An 18,371-nucleotide genomic window follows, 5' to 3' on the forward strand; every position below is an offset into this window, starting at 1 on the left:
CTTGTATCATGCTTTGCCAGGAATTAATTTGCGAAGCGAATTAAAATCTTCATACACTCAGTTGCAGGTCCCGGAGCGAATGTTTTTCTGCCTGTTCAGGCGGTGCGCTCTGCAGGCATACGACATAAACAGCCGGTTTATTAGGGGGAAGTAGTGAATATATTAAGTTATATGCAACGGGTGGGACGGGCACTGATGGTGCCGGTCGCGACACTCCCGGCGGCCGCCATCCTGATGGGGGTGGGTTACTGGCTGGATCCTGAAGCCTGGGGTGCCGGCAATGCCCTGGCGGCGTTACTGATAAAATCCGGTTCGGCGATCATCGATAATATGTCGGTATTGTTCGCGATCGGGGTCGCCTACGGTATGTCGAAAGACAAAGACGGGGCCGCCGCATTAACCGGTTTTGTCGGTTTCCTGGTGGTAACGACCCTGTGTTCACCGGCGGCCGTGGCGCTGATTCAGAAAATCCCGGTCGCCAGTGTTCCCGCGGCCTTCGGCAAGATCAACAACCAGTTCGTCGGTATTCTGGTCGGTGTGCTTTCCGCCGAAGTGTATAACCGCTTCAGCCATGTGGAACTCCCGAAGGCCCTTTCTTTCTTCAGTGGCCGACGACTGGTGCCGATCCTCGTCTCTTTTCTGATGATTCTGGTCGCTTTTATACTGATGTATGTCTGGCCGGTGATCTTTGGCGGCCTGGTCTCCTTTGGCGAACATATACAGAAAATGGGCGCGGTGGGGGCGGGGATTTATGCCTTCTTTAACCGCCTGTTGATTCCGGTCGGTCTGCATCATGCCCTGAATTCGGTATTCTGGTTTGATGTTGCCGGTATCAACGATATCCCTAACTTCCTCGGCGGCGCTCAGTCTATCGCCGATGGTACCGGCATTGTCGGCATCACCGGTCGTTACCAGGCCGGGTTCTTCCCGGTCATGATGTTTGGTCTGCCGGGAGCCGCACTGGCAATATGGCGTTGCGCCCGGCCGGAAAACCGCGCCAAAGTCGGCGGCATTATGCTGGCAGCAGCCTTTGCGGCGTTCTTTACCGGGATCACGGAGCCGCTGGAATTCTCCTTTATGTTCGTGGCGCCGGTCTTATTTGTTATTCATGCGGTATTAACCGGTCTCTCTGTGTTTATCGCGGCACATATGCACTGGATAGCCGGGTTTGGTTTCAGTGCCGGGCTGGTTGACCTGGTGTTATCGACCCGTAACCCGCTGGCCACTCACTGGTATATGCTGATCCCGCAGGGGCTGGTGTTCTTTGTTATTTACTATCTGGTCTTCCGGTTCACTATTCTGAAGTTTGACCTGAAAACGCCCGGCCGGGAACTGGCCGTTAGCGGTGATGAGTCCGACGGCTATGATGAGGATGTTAATCTCTCTGCCGGCGATGAGTCAGAAACGCAGACCCTGGCCCGTCGCTATATCGGTGCGGCCGGCGGCTCAGAGAACCTGACCAATATTGATGCCTGTATTACCCGCCTGCGCCTTGGGGTCGGGGATGCCGGTAAAGTGAATGATCAACTGGCAAAACAACTCGGTGCGGCAGGGGTCATCCGTCTGAATAAGCAGAGCATTCAGATAGTGGTCGGTACCCGTGCGGAAAGCATCGCCAGTGCGATGAAAACCGTGCTGGCGAAAGGGCCGGTACCGGCGGCTGCGACTCCCGGCCGTCGCGTTAAGGTGGCCGGGCCGGAAATGGCGGTACGCAATACGGACAAACCCGCCGCCTCTGTGGTAGCGAGACTGGTCGCTCCGGTCAGCGGTGAAGTGATTGCGCTCGACGCGGTGCCGGATGAGGCATTTGCCTCCGGAACGGTCGGGGAGGGCGTGGCGATTCATCCTACCGGCGACACGGTCGTGGCTCCGCTGGCCGGTACTCTGGTGAAAATTTTTGCAACCCGTCATGCTTTCTGCCTCGAATCTGCCGAAGGCGCGGAAATCATCGTCCATATGGGGCTGGATACGGTGTCGTTGCAGGGCGAAGGATTTACCGCGTTGGTCAATGAGGGCGATGTGGTCACTGCCGGTCAGCCGGTATTGAAGATGGATATTGACTATCTGCGACAGCATGCCCGTTCGATGATAAGCCCGGTGGTGGTCAGTAATAGTGAGGATTACCAGGGCCTGAACCTCCTGGCGACAGGTCAGGTGGTGGCGGGTGAAACACCGCTGTATGAAATAAAAGGGTAATCCCGTTCCCGGAGACCGAAGGCAGGAAGTGATTCCTGCCTTTTTTTGTTGTTGTTTATCAACAAACGGTTGTTTCCCGACGCTGCTTTGTGGATCATATCCGGTAACTTAACGGGTGACCTGCCCTGATATACGTACTGAGGATATTGAGATGAGTGAGGCAGAAGCCCGCCCAACTAACTTTATTCGTCAGATTATTGACGAAGACCTGGCGAGCGGTAAGCACAACACTGTGCATACGCGTTTTCCACCTGAGCCGAACGGCTACCTGCATATTGGCCATGCGAAATCTATCTGCCTGAATTTCGGCATCGCGCAGGATTATCAGGGAAAGTGCAATTTACGTTTTGATGATACTAACCCGGTCAAAGAAGATGTTGAATTTGTCGAGTCAATCAAACGTGATGTGCAATGGCTGGGATACCAGTGGGATGACCAGATCCATTATTCGTCAGATTATTTTGAACAACTGTATCAGTATGCCGTTGAACTGATTCAGAAGGGACTGGCTTACGTTGATGAGCTGACCCCGGAACAAATCCGTGAATATCGGGGTTCGCTGACTTCTGCGGGTAAAAACAGCCCATACCGTGACCGCAGCCCGGAAGAAAACCTGGCGCTGTTCCGGAAAATGCGTGACGGCGGATTTGCCGAAGGCACCGCCTGCCTGCGTGCGAAAATCGATATGGCGTCCAGCTTTATGGTAATGCGTGACCCGGTACTGTATCGGATCAAATTTGCCGAACACCATCAGACCGGTAATCAGTGGTGCATCTACCCGATGTACGACTTTACTCACTGCATTTCCGATGCGCTGGAAGGGATCACGCATTCACTCTGTACACTGGAATTCCAGGACAACCGTCGTTTGTACGACTGGGTGCTGGATAATATTTCCATTGAGGTCCACCCGCGTCAGTACGAGTTCTCGCGTCTGAATCTGGAATACGCGGTGATGTCCAAGCGTAAACTGACACAGCTGGTGGCAGAAAATATCGTCGAAAGCTGGGATGACCCGCGTATGCTGACCGTGTCAGGTCTGCGTCGTCGGGGTTACACGGCCGCGTCTGTTCGTGAGTTCTGCCGTCGTATCGGGGTTACCAAACAGGACAATATCGTGGAGATGGCCTCACTGGAATCCTGTATTCGTGATGACCTGAACGAAAATGCGCCGCGTGCCATGGCGGTGCTGGATCCGGTCCGCGTAGTGATTGAGAACCTGCCGGAAGGTCACAGTGAAGTCATTACCATGCCGAATCATCCTAACCGTCCGGAAATGGGCACCCGTGAGGTGACCTTCAGCCGTGAAGTGTGGATCGATCGTGCTGACTTCCGCGAAGAAGCGAATAAACACTACAAACGTCTGGTGACCGGTAAGGAAGTACGTCTGCGTAATGCGTATGTGATTAAAGCCGAACGTGCAGAGAAAGACGAAGACGGTAACATCACCACTATCTATTGTCAGTGTGATACAGACACGCTGAGCAAAGACCCTGCCGATGGCCGTAAAGTAAAAGGTGTTATCCATTGGGTCTCTGTCAGTGCCGGTTTACCGGCGGAATTCCGTCTGTACGATCGTCTGTTCAGCGTGCCTAACCCGGGGGCCGAAGAGGATTTTCTGTCGACAATCAACCCGGACTCACTGAATATCCGTCACGGTTACGTGGAACAGAGCCTGCAAAATGCAGAGGCCTCTTTCCCGTATCAGTTTGAACGTGAAGGTTACTTCTGTGCCGACAGCGTTTATTCCGGTCCGGAGAAGCTGGTTTTCAACCGCACCGTCGGGCTGCGGGATACCTGGGAAAAAGCCGGGGTCTGAGTCGCCATCACGCAGGAAAACGCCACCCCGGTGGCGTTTTTTTTTATCTGAAAATAAGACCGCATCCTCCGGCATCCCGCTTTGGCATCATCTGCCGGTCCTGCCGTTTATCGCCACTCCTTCCCTGAATTTCTTTTTGTGAAGCTAATCATAGAACACTGTTCTGCTTTTAAAAATTGTTGATAATTTTCGTCGCGAAAAATACTCTGCATTGACGCCGAAGTAATAATGATCAGCAGACGCTGAGATTATTGCTGCTGTTCCGCAGACGCATCAGATAATAAAACGGACGTGATTATCAGGAAGGAACCCCTCCTATGGATAAAGGATATCCGGGTGACAGGGCGCGCAGGTTATGTATTTTGCTGTCCTGCAGTTTTATTTCACTCTCTCCGGAAAGTTATGCCGGAGGTTTTTTTGAAGACAGCGCGCTGACTGGTGATATTTATTACTGGCAACGGGAAAGGGACCGTAAAGCACCGGGGCAAGGTCATTATCAGACTAACCTCTCGCACGGTACCTGGAACGGGCAGCTCAATTTTTCTTCCGGCACGGTGGCCGGGATTTTCAGCGCAGATATCGCGGCATTCACGGCCATAGAAATGCTGGAATCCTCCGCCAGCGCACATCCCAATGAAATTGCATTTTCCTCCTCTGACCGGGCGTATTCTGAAGCATGGGCAGGGGATAAAAGCGGTATCAGCCTGTATAAGGCTTTCGCCACCCTGCAATATCGTCCGTTTACGCTGCATGCAGGCTACCTTCAGCCGCAAGGACAAAGCTTACTGGCCCCTCACTGGAGTCTGCTGCCTGGTACTTACCGGGGGGCAGAGGTCCTGTTTTCTTCGCAGAATACCGGGGCAGGGATTCTGAAATTATCCTACATGTGGACGGACCGTTATAAGGCGCCCTGGCATCTGAAAATGGATCGTTTTTACAAAAATGACAGGAATAGCCGTATTGCTTATCTGCACTCTCTGGGAGCGGAGTATGATTTCAGCAATGGCCTGGTCGTTGAAAGCGCGATGGGACAGGCAAAAGATTATCTTAATCAGTACATGGCTAAAACCCGTTATACGGTCGATCTGGCGGGGTCACAACTGACAGCTTCCTACCAGTTTTACGGGGCAAAACATCAGCATTCGCAGGATGCCGCTAACCCGTTGTATCAGGGAATGGCCTGGTTGCAGGCGATCACCCTGGCGTATCGCTGCGGGCCGGTTAGCTGGCGGGTTGAAGCGACACAGGTCAGTGCAGCGGGACGGCAGGGTTATTTCTTACAGCGAATGACACCCACTTATGCGTCATCGAATGGCCGGCTGGATATCTGGTGGGATAACCGTTCTGATTTTAATGCTCACGGTGAGAAAGCGGTGTTCATTAGCGGAATGTATGATTTAGCGCACCTTAAGTTACCCGGCCTGACTGTCGGTGCCTCTTTCGTCTATGGCTGGGATGCCAGACCATCTTCGGTCAATGACTCGCCTGACCGCTGGTATCGTGCCGGCAATCGCCTGCGGGAATCGGCGTGGAGTCTTGACGGAATGTATACCGTGCAGGAAGGACGGGCAAAAGGCACGTTCTTTAAATTACATTTTACCCGTTATCACAATCATTCCGATATTCCCACCGGGGCCGGAGGCTACGGAAATATATTCCAGGATGAAAAAGACATTAAATTTCTGATGGGTGTGCCTTTTACACTGAAATAGTGAAGGGGTGAGAATGTACCGGCTCAGGAGGGTATCTGTTTTCTATCATTATGAGAGTAAAGGGATTTATTTCAACGGCTGAGGCAGGCAGTTTTCAGTCAGTGCAGGCGACACTCTGCCGGAGAATAGCGCGCCTGTTCCGGCCGTAAGCCCGCGGGTGGGGTGGCAACAAGAGAACGCAAGCCTTCCGCGGGACTTTCACCCGACTCTCCCGGTGTTATCAGTTAACGATTAAGGATAATCAGTGATGTTAACCCGTAAATGTGTTTTATCCGCAGTTATCACCACGATATTCATGTCAGCCTCTGCCCTGGCGGATCAGCAGGTGATTGATCAACTAAGTCACCTGGGCGTCAGGGTGGCGGTGAAAGGTAATCTTGCCGCGCAGCACGGGGTCAATTGTGCGGCATTGGGCGCGGACTGGGGAGCCTGCTACCAGGCCACAATAACTCTCACCAATCCCGGCGCGGCTCTGCAAAGCCATGACTGGGCTATCTGGTTTTCAGGGATCCGTCAGGTACTCGCGACAGGTAATGACCAGTTTAAAATTACCCATATTGTCGGCGATTTACATAAAATTGAGCCGACAGCAGCGTTCCGGGGATTCCCGTCCGGAGGATCGGTCGTCTTACCGGTGGTGAATGAATACTGGCAGCTTTCCCTTACGGATGTGCTACCCCGCTGGTATGTCACCTCTTCACAGGGGACGCCCAAAGTAATTACGGCAACGGTGACCGAAAAGCTGTCAGATATCACCACATTGCCCGCCACACAATGGAAGCGGACCCCGGATGACGCCAATATTCTGATGACCGCAGAAAACCGTTATCTGAAAAACCAGGCAACATCGCCGGTATCGCCGGCAGAGTTACGCGGCCGGATCCTTCCGTCACCGCGTCGCGTGGATATCACCGCAGACAATGTCAGCCTGAAGCAGGGGATAGCCGCGGACTTGCGGGTTTTACCAGCAGACAGTGCCCGCGTGATCACCGAAGAGTTTCGTGCGGCCGGTCTCCGCACCGATGGCAGATTCCCGGTGAACACTGCGATTGATCCGGCGGGGTTCACCGATGAGGGCGTTAAGGAAGGTGCCTATCGGTTACGGATCAGTCAGGAGCGCGCCGTCATTACCGGCTATGATAGCCGCGGTGTTTTTAACGGCTTACAGTCGCTGATGCAACTGATACCGCCAACGGGAGAACCGGTGATCCCTGTCATGAGCCTCAGCGATGCGCCACGGTTTGCTTACCGCGCTGTTTTTATCGATGTCGCCAGGAATTTTCATTCAAAGGCGGCCATCCTGCGTACCCTGCAGCAGATGTCACGGTATAAACTGAATATCCTGCATTTACACTTATCCGATGATGAAGGCTGGCGGATTGAGATCCCGGGGCTGCCTGAACTGACGTCTGTCGGGGCAAAACGCTGTCATGATTTGTCTGAAACACGCTGTCTGTTACCGCAACTGGGATCCGGCCCTGATACTTCGACAACCGGCAGCGGTTACTTCAGTCGTCAGGACTATATTGAGATCCTCCGCTATGCCAGGGCACGGCAGATCACGGTGATCCCTGAAATCGATATGCCGGCCCATGCCCGCGCGGCTGTCATCGCCATGGAAGCACGGTATAAAAATCTGATGGCCGCGGGCAAAGTGCACGAGGCAAACCAGTATCGTTTACAGGAAGATGGTGATGACTCCAGGGTGACCACCGTACAGTTTTATGATCGTACCAGCTTTATCAATCCCTGCCAGCCCTCCGCGCAACGCTTCGTCCGAAAAATCATGAATGAACTTATCGCAATGCACCGGGAAGCGGGGCAACCGCTGGAAACCTGGCATTTTGGCGGGGATGAAGCAAAAAACATCTATTCGGGCCCGGGGTATACCGATAAAAATCATCCGCAACCCGGCAAAGGCCAGCGTGATTTGAGCCGGCAGGATAAGCCGTGGGCGAAATCTGCCAGTTGCCGTCAGCGGATCCAACAGGGAGAGGCCGGTGACTTTACGCAGCTGCCCGGCTGGTTTGCATTACAGGTCAGTCAGTGGGCGAAATCGGCAGGGCTTAAAAACATGCAGGCCTGGCAGGACGGACTGAAAGCGATTCCTTCAGCAGGTCAATTTGCGACAGAGAACGTGGCCCTGAACTTCTGGGATACGCTGTATTGGGGCGGGGTCAACTCTGCCAGTGAATGGGCAGAGAAGGGGTACCGGATCATTATTTCTTCCCCGGATTATCTCTATCTTGATATGCCTTATGAGGTTGATCCGCAGGAGCCCGGTTATTACTGGGCGACCCGGTTTACTGATGAGCAGAAAATTTTCACATTCTCACCGGACAATCTGGCCATGAACGCAGAAACCTCCACCGACCGTGACGGTAAAGCCTTTTCAGCCACAGGTCAGGGTAGCTGGCCGGGGGCTGCGGGGATGTCGGCCCAGTTATGGAGCGAAATCGTCAGAACCGACGAGCAAATGGAATACCGGTTATATCCAAGACTGCTGGCCGTGGCAGAAAGGGCCTGGCATCAGGCGGACTGGGAATTGCCCGGTCAGCAGGGGCAGGCCTTCGAAAAAGGAAAAACCCGGCAGGTGAATCAGCAACAACTGCAGGCGGACTGGAACCGCTTCGCGACACTTCTGGGACGGTCGGTATTGCCGGGGCTGGATACCGCCGGTATCCGCTACCGGATCCCGGTGGCCGGAGCGCGTATCCGCAACGGCGTTCTGGAGGCAAACACCTCTCTGCCTGGCATCAGAATTGAATACTCTGTCGATGAGGGGCAGCACTGGAGAGATTATCAGCCACAACAACCTCCGGCAGTCGCCGGGAAAGTGCTGGTCAGGACCCGCAGTCCGGACGGGCGCCGTAGCGGAAGAGTGGTCAGCCCTCAGGCTGGCTGATGACCGCCACCCCCGCATTACTGCGAAAGTGGCGACGGTTTGCGGATTATTTTTTTAGTTTACTGAGAGGGCTCAGCGATGCCGGCTCCCGGAGTGAAACAGGATCCTGTTCCGGCAGCGCGGCTTCCCCCGGGGTATAAGGCCGCAGCCTGCGGATCCGCGGACGAAGGATCACACCCGGCATGGCGCGTAACTTACGGCGTAACTGATTTTTAGCCGGACGTTCGTGATAGAGCTTCAGAACAATGACCGAGAAGGCCAGTAGAGCGGTTAAACCGTTGGCTGTCATTACCGGCACATCACCGACGCGGAACCCGTACCAGGTCCAGCAGGATACGCCGAAAAACAGTGCAGACCACATACCCAGCGACAGGGCTTTGGTATCCCGGTTACGGATAATATGCAGTACCTGCAGAAAAAACGAACCGGTCGTCACCCAGGCCGCGACGGTACCCAGGGCCACGGGCCAGGGGGAGAGAAAATAGGTCGCAAGCAACGCCAGCATGGCGGTAACCACAACGATATAGACACTTTTCATTGCTTGTCGTCCCCCATTATCGTCAACTGTTGCTGCATATCGTCAATCGTTCGGGTCAGATCCGCGATGAATTGTGGCTCTCCGGCCAGAGACCCTAATAACTTTTGCTGACCGGCGAAGGCGGCCACCGGATCATCGCTGGCAAAAACTGCCCGGAAATCGACACTGTCATTCGCCCGATCCTGATACTCAAAGGGCAGGGTATTGTTCGCATATTTCTGCATAAACAGGAAACAGAGCGCCACCAGGCGAAGCGTTGCCTGCGGCGTCTGCTGTTGCTGATAGCGTGCCTTCAGGGTCGGAACAATAAATTCATGCAATTTGGCAATGCTGTCAGAGGAAACCCGCTGGCAGGTGTCACGTACCCGTTCGTTACCAAAACGCTGCAGCACCGTCTGACAGTAGCGGTTTAAATCGATCGGTGAGTCACCCAGGGCCGGAATCACGTCCTGGCTGACATACTCAGTGATCCACTGACGGACTTCAGGTAACAGGCTCTGGTCAATATATTCCTTACCGAGTAACCCTCCAGCCCAGGCGATACCGCTATGGCTGGCATTAAGAACGCGGATTTTAGCTTCTTCATAAGGGATGACATCGTCCACGAACTCCACGCCTGCCTTCTCCAGCGCCGGACGACCGGCAATAAAATCATCGCGCATGACCCATTGTGTGAATGACTCACAACTGACCGGCGCATTATCATCCTTGATCCCCTGCGCCCGCAGGCGCTGCAGCAGACCGTCATCTGACGCGGGAGTAATACGGTCAACCATTCCGTCCGGCGTACTGATGTTCTGTTCCAGCCATTCAGCTAATGCGCCATCTTCACGGGCGGCAACAAATTCTGTTAATCCGCGACGGAAACTTTCACCGTTACTGCGAAGGTTATCGCAACTCAGCAGCGTGACCGGGCCTGCATTATTTTCCCGCCGTGCAGACAGGATCTTATAGAGAGCACCATACAGGGTAACCGTGTCTGCGGTACCGGCAAGATCACTTTGTATAGGTGCTGCATTCAGATCCAGATGGCCGTCGTCAGTCAGGAAATAACCGCCTTCGGTCACGGTAAAAGAGATGATTCTGGTGTCAGGGCGGGAACCTTCGCTGACTAATGCCTGTAATTGCGGGTCCCAGAGGATGACGTTGTTAATGACTGAGAGAGTTTTGTAGGCGATATTGCCTTCAGGAGAAATAACTTCGAGAGTGTAACGTCCTTGCTGCTGTTCGAGATGTTTCAGTGTCTGCTGTGTGCTGCTGTTACGAATATTGGCCAGAGAAACAGACCAGAGGGTATCCCCGCTTTCATGTAACTCATTCAGATACCAGCACTGATGAGCCCGATGAAAAGCACCTGCACCAAGATGCAGCCAGACCGATTGTTCAGTTCTTTTTGTAGTCAAATGCATTCCTTAATCTGTAACAGATAGTCATGATGTTACTGGTAACCTTACCATGAAAATCCGGCAGATTAAAATTGCCACAGAGGAAAGCAGGGGAGAAAGGGCAGGGACGGGGCTGAAAAACCGGTACAGAGACCTTTAAAATCAAAGGGTTTTAGTCATAAGAAAGCGCTATGGTTCATTGGGGTAATAAAAAACCGCGACAGGGTCACGGTTTTAAGAAGACGACCGGTCTGTCACCGGCAGAAGACATTGACCGCTGAGGCGGCCTGGTACGAAACGAACAAGAGGAACGCTTATTTATCGTTATGTAACGTGTCGTCTTCGCGGCAATCGCCGGTGGTGCAATGACCATACAGGTAAAGACTGTGGTTGGTCAGCTTAATGCCAAATCGTTTGGCAATTTCACGCTGACGCTGTTCAATTGACTCATCGCTGAACTCAATAACCTTGCCACAATCCAGGCAAATCAGATGGTCATGGTGCTGCTGTTGGGTCAATTCAAAGACTGACTTACCGCCTTCGAAGTTATGACGCGTAACGATACCCGCATCATCAAACTGGTTCAGTACGCGATACACCGTCGCCAGACCAATTTCTTCGCCCATATCGATCAGGCGTTTGTACAAATCTTCCGCACTGACGTGATGGCATTCAGGTTCCTGAAGAACTTCCAGAATTTTCAGTCTCGGAAGCGTGACCTTCAGACCAGCCTTTTTCAGTGCGGAGTTATTGTCAGTCATGCAGTTGTTGTCCTGTTACTTTTGAAAATGACTTTGGCAAAGCGCCATGAAGTTCGGTAATGACCTTATTTTTTTAGGTCCATTATAGAACCGAAGTATCGAAATTGAAACAACAGGTCCGGGCCGGTTTTCCCTGAGGAAAAATCGCGGATCACCGCAAAATGCAGGCCTGCCAGGGATAGTGACAATCTGATACAAAAAAGATATTCCCGGAAATCGCACCCACGTAAAAACTGATGCACACATGCCGGGAAAAATAGCTCAGAGCCCGCCGGTCATTTTAGCCGGCTCTGCAGATGCTGAAGTGAACACTATCACAACTGATACAAAAAACCCTACTAAGCGTTGAGGATTTCTTTCAGCTGCAGTTCATCGGAAATCTGGACGACCCACTGGCTGACACGTTCGTTGGTCAGTTCTGGCTGGCGGTCTTCATCAATGGCCAGGCCCAGGAAGTGTTTATCATCGGCCAGTCCTTTAGAGGCTTCAAAATGGTAGCCTTCTGTCGGCCAGTGCCCGACGATGACCGCACCTTTGGGTTCGATGATGTCGCGCAGTGTCCCTAATGCATCACAGAAGTATTCCGCATAGTCTTCCTGGTCGCCGCAGCCGAACAGTGCCACCAGTTTGCCGTTAAAATCAATTTCTTCCAGCGTCGGGAAGAAATCATCCCAGTCACACTGTGCTTCACCGTAATACCAGGTCGGGATCCCCAGCAACAGAATATCGAAAGCGTCCAAATCTTCTTTGGTACTTTTAGCGATGTCGTGCACTTCAGCAACGTCTTTACCCAATTGTTTCTGGATCATTTTTGCGATGTTTTCAGTGTTGCCGGTATCGCTGCCAAAAAAGATGCCTACGATTGCCATGTGGGGTTAACCTCTTGAATCTTCGAATCAGATGAATGTAATTTCAGTACAGATGCGCGAATAATAGCAGACCTGAGATATGTGCGGTACTTGTAAACGAGTCAGATTTATCCCTGAGTGCGCAACACAGACTCAATTCTTTTTCAGTTGCGCCAGGATGATTTGTTCGATGAGTTCGCTGCGGCTCAACTGCTGTTCTGCCGCCAGTGAATTCAGGGCATCGACCACTTCACTGTTCATTTTAAGCTCTACCCGCTGTAATCCGCGCACTCTGTCCCGTTTTAGCTGGTTGCGTTTATTTATCCGTAACTGTTCGTCACGGGAAAGCAGACTGGTTTTGGGGCGACCGGGTCTGCGTTCATTCGCGAATAAATCGAGCGTAGTACGATCCGTATTTTCTTTTGCCATGATTTTTGAAACTGAACACCTGCGATGTATCAGATACACGCAGCATAGTGATGAATGAATACGGTTATCATGTTAAAAGCACACGATAAAATTTTAGCGCGCAATCATACTCCAGTGAGATGACAGACGCCAATGTTAAAACACGCCCGGTCACTGGATTTCAGGCTACGGGCAGAAAACGTTGCACCGCGCTTATCACCGCATCGGGTTTTTCTGCATGGACCCAGTGACCGGCCCCGGCAATTATATGGGCTTTCGCCGCAGGAAATTGCGCCAGAAGGGGCTCGCGATAGTGATTATCCAGATACGGGGATAAGGCGCCCCGGATAAACAGGGCAGGGCCAGGCCAGGCAGGACATGCTTCCCAGCCGGAGATGGTCGTATAATTATCCCACAGGGCCGGCACATTGAATAACCACTCCCCCTGGCGGAATGACTTCAGCAGGAAATTAATGACCATCTCATCCTGCAGAAGCGGGCGCATCAGTTGCGCCGCAGCTTCCCGTTGGCGGATGCCTGCGTCGCTGACGGCCTGAAGTGCGGCAAAAATGGCATCATGCCGGCGGGTCTGATAATTGACGGGCGCGATATCAATAATGACCAGACGGTTGATCCGCTCCGGTGCCAGCGCTGTCATCGCCATCGCTATTTTGCCACCCATCGAATGACCTATCACATCCACCTTATCCAGCTGGTGGCTATCCAGCGTCTGCAACATATCCTGTGCCATCGCCGCGTAGTCCATCCCGGCGGCCCGCGGAGAACGGCCATGGTTACGAACGTCCACCTGTAAGACACTGCGGTGCGGATGCAGGTGACGGGCCAGCACGCCCAGGTTATCCATACTGCCAAAAAGGCCGTGGATCAGCAGAACCGGGGATGATTCTTCATCAATTTGTGCAGATTGCAGACGACTGTTTAAAATCATGGCAAAGTTCTTACGGTTGCGACCCTGGCTTAGGGTATCATGGGTGACTATTCAGGAAATCCGGCAGGGGATTCTAAGGCATATTCTGACTTTTACCTGAACGGTAATTCAGTTCTACCTGCTTGTCTCTGTTTAATTTTATAATCAACTGGTAATTTACCGGGGCAGAATATCAGATTATTTCCGGTATACTGCCATTATTCGGAATTTTACATTAGCCATAACAGTACGGAAAAAGATGAAAACGATTGAAGTAGACGATGAGCTTTATCGCTATATTGCCAGCCATACACGTCATATCGGCGAAAGTGCCTCCGATATTTTGCGCAGAATGCTTAAGGTTTCTGAGCAGGCAATCACTGATACCCCCGATGAGAAGGCTGACAGTAAGGAAACTTCGCTACTGGCCAGTGCGCGTGTTGAATCGCGCCCGCAGGATCGTGTTCGTACCGTGCGTGAGTTGTTATTGTCCGATGAATACGCGGAACAAAAGCGCGCTGTTAACCGCTTTATGATGGTGCTGTCGACCCTGTATCGTCTGGATCCTCAGGAATTCCGTCAGGCAACCACGACGATGCAGGGACGTACACGTGTCTACTTCGCGGGTGATGAGCAGACGCTGTTACAGAGCGGTACGCATACTAAACCAAAACATATTCCGGGAACACCTTACTGGGTGATCACCAATACCAATACCGGCCGCAAATGCAGCATGATCGAACACATTATGCAGTCGATGAAGTTTCCTCAGGAACTTGCTGACAAAGTTTGCGGGACTATTTAATCCGAACTTAGCGTTAGGGAGAAACGGCAATGGCCAGTCACCCACGGGCAGGACAACCTGCTCAACAGAGCGATCTTATTAATGTCGCGCAACTGACATCACAGTATTATGTGTTGAAACCGGATCTGTCTGACAATGATCATGCGGTGAAATTCGGGACCTCCGGTCACCGTGGCAGTTCCGCGCGTCAGAGTTTCAATGAGACGCACATTCTGGCGATTGCCCAGGCAATTGCAGAAGAACGCAGCAAAAACGGGATTACCGGGCCTTGCTATGTGGGTAAAGATACCCATGCGTTATCTGAACCGGCGATGATCTCCGTGCTGGAAGTTCTGGTCGCCAACGGGGTGGAAGTGATTGTCCAGCAGGACAATGGTTATACGCCGACTCCGGCCATTTCTAACGCTATCCTGCAGCATAATCAACATAGCTCAGTGCTGGCCGATGGTATTGTGATCACGCCATCACACAACCCGCCGGAAGACGGAGGGATTAAATATAATCCACCGAATGGCGGACCGGCCGATACCAATGTCACGAAAGTCGTCGAAGCCCGGGCGAATCAGTTAATCCGGGACGCTTTAAAAGACGTCAAACGTATGACCCTGGCGGAAGCTAAGGCCAGCGGACGTATCCGTGAAGAAGATTTGATCCAGCCCTACGTCGAAGGACTGGCCGGGGTTATCGATTTTGACGCCATTAAAAAAGCGAACCTCACGCTGGGTGTGGACCCACTCGGTGGCTCCGGTATTGCCTACTGGCAGCGTATCGCGGAACATTATCAGCTGAATATTACGCTGGTAAATGACGCCATCGATCAGACCTTCCGCTTTATGCATCTGGATAAAGACGGTGTGGTTCGTATGGATTGTTCGTCTGAATGTGCAATGGCGGGACTGCTGGCGCTGCGCGACAAGTTTGACCTGGCGTTTGCCAATGATCCGGATTATGACCGTCACGGTATTGTCACGCCGTCCGGGCTGATGAATCCAAACCATTATCTGGCGGTAGCGATCAATTATCTGTTCCGCCATCGTCCGCAGTGGTCCGCCGACGTAGCCGTCGGTAAGACACTGGTCTCCAGTGCGATGATCGACCGGGTGGTACAGGATATTGGTCGTCAGCTGATAGAGGTTCCGGTCGGCTTTAAATGGTTTGTTGATGGCCTGTTTGAGGGCAGTCTGGGATTTGGCGGCGAAGAGAGTGCCGGTGCCTCTTTCCTGCGCTTCGACGGTACGCCGTGGTCGACGGATAAAGACGGGATCATCATGTGCCTGCTGGCAGCGGAAATCACTGCGGTTACCGGACTGAATCCACAGCAGCACTATGATGCCCTGGCGGATAAATTCGGTTCTCCGAGTTATAACCGTATTCAGGCCCCGGCCACCACGGCTCAGAAAGCGGTATTGTCGAAATTATCACCGGAAATGGTGAGTGCGGATATTCTGGCCGGTGACCCAATTACCGCCCGCCTGACCGAAGCTCCGGGGAATGGCGCGGCGATCGGTGGCCTGAAAGTCATGACCAAAAACGGCTGGTTTGCAGCGCGTCCTTCCGGCACCGAAGATGCTTACAAGATTTATTGTGAGAGCTTCCTGGGAGCAGAACACCGTGAGCAAATCGAAAAAGAAGCCGTCGATATCGTCAGTGAAGTCCTGAAGAACGCCTGATGGCGGTCCGACGATAAGATGAACAAAGCGCCCGCCAGGCGCTTTTTTTTTGGGAAAAAACCGGGAAAAGCGATAGCGGGAGATCTTTTCTGTTATTGGCGTTATACTTCAAACCTGTACAACTTTAAAAGTGAGGTACAGGTTTATGACCTATTCTCCGCTCATCGGAGTTCTGACCGCGCAGTCCCGGGACAGTGCCATGACACGCCTGGCGGCTGATTTACCTTCCGGTTTCCGGCTGAAGCACATCACAGTACAGGATTTTACGTCACTGGTGAACCGCGAACATGCACAGCATCCGTCACTGACCAGCCGACAGAAATTAACGCTCTGGCCCGTCAACGGGATTATTGTGTCTCAGCAGGTGAGCCGGACGGAGTATGAAAGCTTGTCCGGGCCGGCGCCTTCTCTGCCGTTGACAGATGAAACGGCTATCGCCCGCCCGGAACAGCGTCAGCAGTTTCTGGAGTCAGTGGCAGTGCGTGCGGAATTTGATGCCCTGTGTGACGGAGAACTGACCGCAAACCGTCTGATGCAGTTTCATACCTGCTATAAGTATCAGTTACTGGCGCATTCCCAGCCGCTGTATCGCCAGTCAGGGCCGCTGGTTGCCGGCATGTCTGACTGGCCATCGCTGGAAGCCTTTGCGCTGGCGTATCGCAGTAAGCTGATGGAAATTCTCAGCTGTCCTGCGACGCGTGAAAATCATACCAATGTACTGATGCATATTCAGGGATACTTCCGGCCGCATCTCAGCGGGCAGCAGAGACAAGCTCTGGCGGCGCTGATCGATAATTTCCGTCGCGGAGAATTGCCGCTGTCAGCGCCGGTGGCAGAACTGAAGCGCTACCTTTCTCTCTACCCACACAGCTGGTTGTCATCCCAGCGTTATCTTTTTCCCCGTCTGCCATCTGTCGCAGAAATCTCACTGCAAACGGAGGACCTGTGAAGACTCATCTCGTCTGGCTAAGAAATGACTTACGTCTGAATGATAATCCTGCACTCTATGCGGCCTGCCAGCAGGCGGATGCCCGGGTGATAGCCCTGTACATTGCCACTCCGGGGCAATGGCAGCAGCACGATGTGTCCGGCCGCCAGCTGTCGTTTATTCGTGACAGTCTGCAATGCCTGAGTGAAGACCTCACGGCGCTGGGGATCCCGCTATTGTTTGCTGCCTGTGATGATTTTACGCAGAGCGTGGCAGAGTTATCCGCTATCTGTCACCGGTATGCGGTTTCTCAGGTTTTTTATAACTACCAATATGAACTGAATGAACATCGCCGTGACCGGCGGGCAGAGGAGAAACTCGCGGAAGAGGATATCGTGATCCAGGGGTTTCATGACGGAACCCTGGTTCCTCCCGGCAGCGTACTGACCGGAAAAGGGACGATGTATAACGTCTATACACCCTTCAGCAAAGCTCTGGTTAAAATGCTCTCACGTGAACTTCCGGAGTGCTATCCCGCACCTGACAAGCGGGCACATCCGGCAGATATTCAGGCAGATGATATCCCGTCACTGAGTGAACAGAGCCGCGACTATGACAGAGAAAGCTTTCCCCCCGGCCATCGGGAGGCCCTGCAGCGCCTGCGTAAGTTCAGTCAGCAAGGCGCTGCAGAGTACCATCGTCTGAGAGACTTCCCTGAACATGCGGGAACCAGCGTGTTATCTCCGTATCTGGCCACCGGGCAGGTTTCGGCCCGGCAGTGCCTGTTACGTATCCTTCATGACCACCCCGAAGCCCTGTCCGGCGGGAATGCCTACAGCTGGCTGAATGAAATTTTCTGGCGCGAATTTTATCTGCATCTGCTGGTGGCCTACCCGGCATTGTGTCGTCATCAGCCCTTCACCGACTGGACGGCACATGTCCGCTGGCGGAAAGATGATAAACAATTACAGGCCTGGCAACAGGGTAAGACCGGGTTTCCGGTGGTAGATGCTGCCATGCGGCAGCTGAACGAAACCGGCTGGATGCATAACCGGCTACGGATGATTGTCGCCAGTTTCCTGGTGAAGGATCTGCTGATCGACTGGCGGGAAGGGGAACGGTATTTTATGTCGCAATTGCTGGATGGTTCGCTGGCCGCTAACAACGGCGGCTGGCAGTGGGCGGCCTCCACCGGCACCGATGCTGCACCGTACTTCCGCATATTTAACCCGCAGCTACAGGGGGAGCGCTTTGACCCCGCCGGTAATTTCATCCGGCGCTGGATCCCGGAGCTGTCCTCTGTCCCGGATAAGGCTATCCATGATCCGGTTAACTGGGCGAAAAAACAGGGTAAAACACTGGATTATCCGGCACAGATTGTTGATCATAAGCAGGCACGTCAGACGACTCTGCAGGCCTACGAGGCTGCCCGGAAGCACAATCCATCCCCCGGAAAATGAGAAACAGC

At 53.0% G+C, this 18,371-nt stretch carries 14 protein-coding genes; 8 read left to right on the forward strand and 6 right to left on the reverse strand.

Translation table 11 applies throughout. From position 1 onward, the window contains the following. Window positions 1-159 precede the first annotated feature (159 nt). The 4 genes from nagE (at window position 160) to ABD035_RS12580 (ending at window position 8,632) form a co-directional block, all read left to right on the forward strand. On the forward strand, window positions 160-2,196 hold the full coding sequence (gene nagE, locus ABD035_RS12565; protein WP_343870690.1) for an N-acetylglucosamine-specific PTS transporter subunit IIBC: 2,037 nt from the start codon (window positions 160-162) through the stop codon (window positions 2,194-2,196). A gap of 151 nt (window positions 2,197-2,347) precedes the next feature. Continuing rightward, on the forward strand, window positions 2,348-4,015 hold the full coding sequence (gene glnS, locus ABD035_RS12570; protein ID WP_343870616.1) for a glutamine--tRNA ligase: 1,668 nt from the start codon (window positions 2,348-2,350) through the stop codon (window positions 4,013-4,015). A 317-nt stretch (window positions 4,016-4,332) separates the two neighbouring features. Further along, window positions 4,333-5,727: an OprD family outer membrane porin gene (locus ABD035_RS12575; RefSeq protein WP_343870617.1), complete on the forward strand. Its 1,395-nt coding sequence runs from the start codon at window positions 4,333-4,335 to the stop codon at window positions 5,725-5,727. Window positions 5,728-5,974: 247 nt separating this feature from the next. Further along, a complete protein-coding gene (locus ABD035_RS12580) occupies window positions 5,975-8,632 on the forward strand; it encodes a family 20 glycosylhydrolase (protein WP_343870618.1) in 2,658 nt (885 codons plus the stop codon). A gap of 46 nt (window positions 8,633-8,678) precedes the next feature. On the opposite strand, the gene ABD035_RS12585 is transcribed toward ABD035_RS12580, so the two are convergent. The 6 genes from ABD035_RS12585 to ybfF all read right to left on the reverse strand — a co-directional run bounded on the left by ABD035_RS12585 (window position 8,679) and on the right by ybfF (window position 13,521). Next, window positions 8,679-9,170, reverse strand: coding sequence for a SemiSWEET family sugar transporter (locus ABD035_RS12585; protein ID WP_212714868.1), 492 nt, complete (start codon window positions 9,168-9,170; stop codon window positions 8,679-8,681). Continuing rightward, complete coding sequence (gene dalD / locus ABD035_RS12590) at window positions 9,167-10,573, reverse strand: D-arabinitol 4-dehydrogenase (RefSeq protein ID WP_343870620.1); 1,407 nt, start codon at window positions 10,571-10,573, stop codon at window positions 9,167-9,169. The genes ABD035_RS12585 and dalD overlap by 4 nt, the downstream gene beginning before the upstream one ends. 296 nt (window positions 10,574-10,869) lie before the next feature. Further along, complete coding sequence (fur, locus tag ABD035_RS12595; protein WP_025902138.1) at window positions 10,870-11,316, reverse strand: ferric iron uptake transcriptional regulator; 447 nt, start codon at window positions 11,314-11,316, stop codon at window positions 10,870-10,872. A 338-nt stretch (window positions 11,317-11,654) separates the two neighbouring features. After that, on the reverse strand, window positions 11,655-12,185 hold the full coding sequence (fldA, locus tag ABD035_RS12600) for a flavodoxin FldA (RefSeq protein ID WP_212714866.1): 531 nt from the start codon (window positions 12,183-12,185) through the stop codon (window positions 11,655-11,657). Window positions 12,186-12,317: 132 nt separating this feature from the next. Continuing rightward, window positions 12,318-12,593, reverse strand: a complete 276-nt coding sequence (gene ybfE / locus ABD035_RS12605) for a LexA regulated protein (RefSeq protein ID WP_343870621.1) — start codon at window positions 12,591-12,593, stop codon at window positions 12,318-12,320. Window positions 12,594-12,753: 160 nt separating this feature from the next. Further along, complete coding sequence (gene ybfF, locus ABD035_RS12610) at window positions 12,754-13,521, reverse strand: esterase (RefSeq protein ID WP_343870623.1); 768 nt, start codon at window positions 13,519-13,521, stop codon at window positions 12,754-12,756. A 238-nt stretch (window positions 13,522-13,759) separates the two neighbouring features. Between ybfF and seqA the strand changes: the two genes are divergently transcribed. The 4 genes from seqA (at window position 13,760) to phrB (ending at window position 18,363) form a co-directional block, all read left to right on the forward strand. Further along, window positions 13,760-14,305, forward strand: a complete 546-nt coding sequence (gene seqA / locus ABD035_RS12615; RefSeq protein ID WP_212714863.1) for a replication initiation negative regulator SeqA — start codon at window positions 13,760-13,762, stop codon at window positions 14,303-14,305. Between the two features lie 29 nt (window positions 14,306-14,334). Next, window positions 14,335-15,975 (forward strand): phosphoglucomutase (alpha-D-glucose-1,6-bisphosphate-dependent), encoded by a 1,641-nt coding sequence (gene pgm / locus ABD035_RS12620; RefSeq protein ID WP_212714862.1) that lies wholly within the window; start codon window positions 14,335-14,337, stop codon window positions 15,973-15,975. A gap of 145 nt (window positions 15,976-16,120) precedes the next feature. Further along, window positions 16,121-16,924: a YbgA family protein gene (locus ABD035_RS12625; RefSeq protein ID WP_343870624.1), complete on the forward strand. Its 804-nt coding sequence runs from the start codon at window positions 16,121-16,123 to the stop codon at window positions 16,922-16,924. Continuing rightward, window positions 16,921-18,363, forward strand: a complete 1,443-nt coding sequence (phrB, locus tag ABD035_RS12630; protein ID WP_343870625.1) for a deoxyribodipyrimidine photo-lyase — start codon at window positions 16,921-16,923, stop codon at window positions 18,361-18,363. The genes ABD035_RS12625 and phrB overlap by 4 nt, the downstream gene beginning before the upstream one ends. The last annotated feature ends 8 nt before the right edge of the window (window positions 18,364-18,371 follow it).

It is taken from the genome of Tatumella terrea (genome assembly GCF_039523755.1).
In the GTDB taxonomy this organism is placed as follows: Bacteria; Pseudomonadota; Gammaproteobacteria; order Enterobacterales; family Enterobacteriaceae; genus Tatumella; species Tatumella terrea.

Coding starts and splice junctions, on each gene's coding strand:
- ABD035_RS12580 (WP_343870618.1), top strand. CDS start 5,975: ATGTTAACCCGTAAATGTGTTTTATCCGCAGTTATCACCACGATATTC.
- fur (WP_025902138.1), bottom strand. CDS start 11,316: ATGACTGACAATAACTCCGCACTGAAAAAGGCTGGTCTGAAGGTCACG.
- ABD035_RS12575 (WP_343870617.1), top strand. CDS start 4,333: ATGGATAAAGGATATCCGGGTGACAGGGCGCGCAGGTTATGTATTTTG.
- ybfF (WP_343870623.1), bottom strand. CDS start 13,521: ATGATTTTAAACAGTCGTCTGCAATCTGCACAAATTGATGAAGAATCA.
- ybfE (WP_343870621.1), bottom strand. CDS start 12,593: ATGGCAAAAGAAAATACGGATCGTACTACGCTCGATTTATTCGCGAAT.
- ABD035_RS12585 (WP_212714868.1), bottom strand. CDS start 9,170: ATGAAAAGTGTCTATATCGTTGTGGTTACCGCCATGCTGGCGTTGCTT.
- fldA (WP_212714866.1), bottom strand. CDS start 12,185: ATGGCAATCGTAGGCATCTTTTTTGGCAGCGATACCGGCAACACTGAA.
- ABD035_RS12625 (WP_343870624.1), top strand. CDS start 16,121: ATGACCTATTCTCCGCTCATCGGAGTTCTGACCGCGCAGTCCCGGGAC.
- seqA (WP_212714863.1), top strand. CDS start 13,760: ATGAAAACGATTGAAGTAGACGATGAGCTTTATCGCTATATTGCCAGC.
- pgm (WP_212714862.1), top strand. CDS start 14,335: ATGGCCAGTCACCCACGGGCAGGACAACCTGCTCAACAGAGCGATCTT.
- glnS (WP_343870616.1), top strand. CDS start 2,348: ATGAGTGAGGCAGAAGCCCGCCCAACTAACTTTATTCGTCAGATTATT.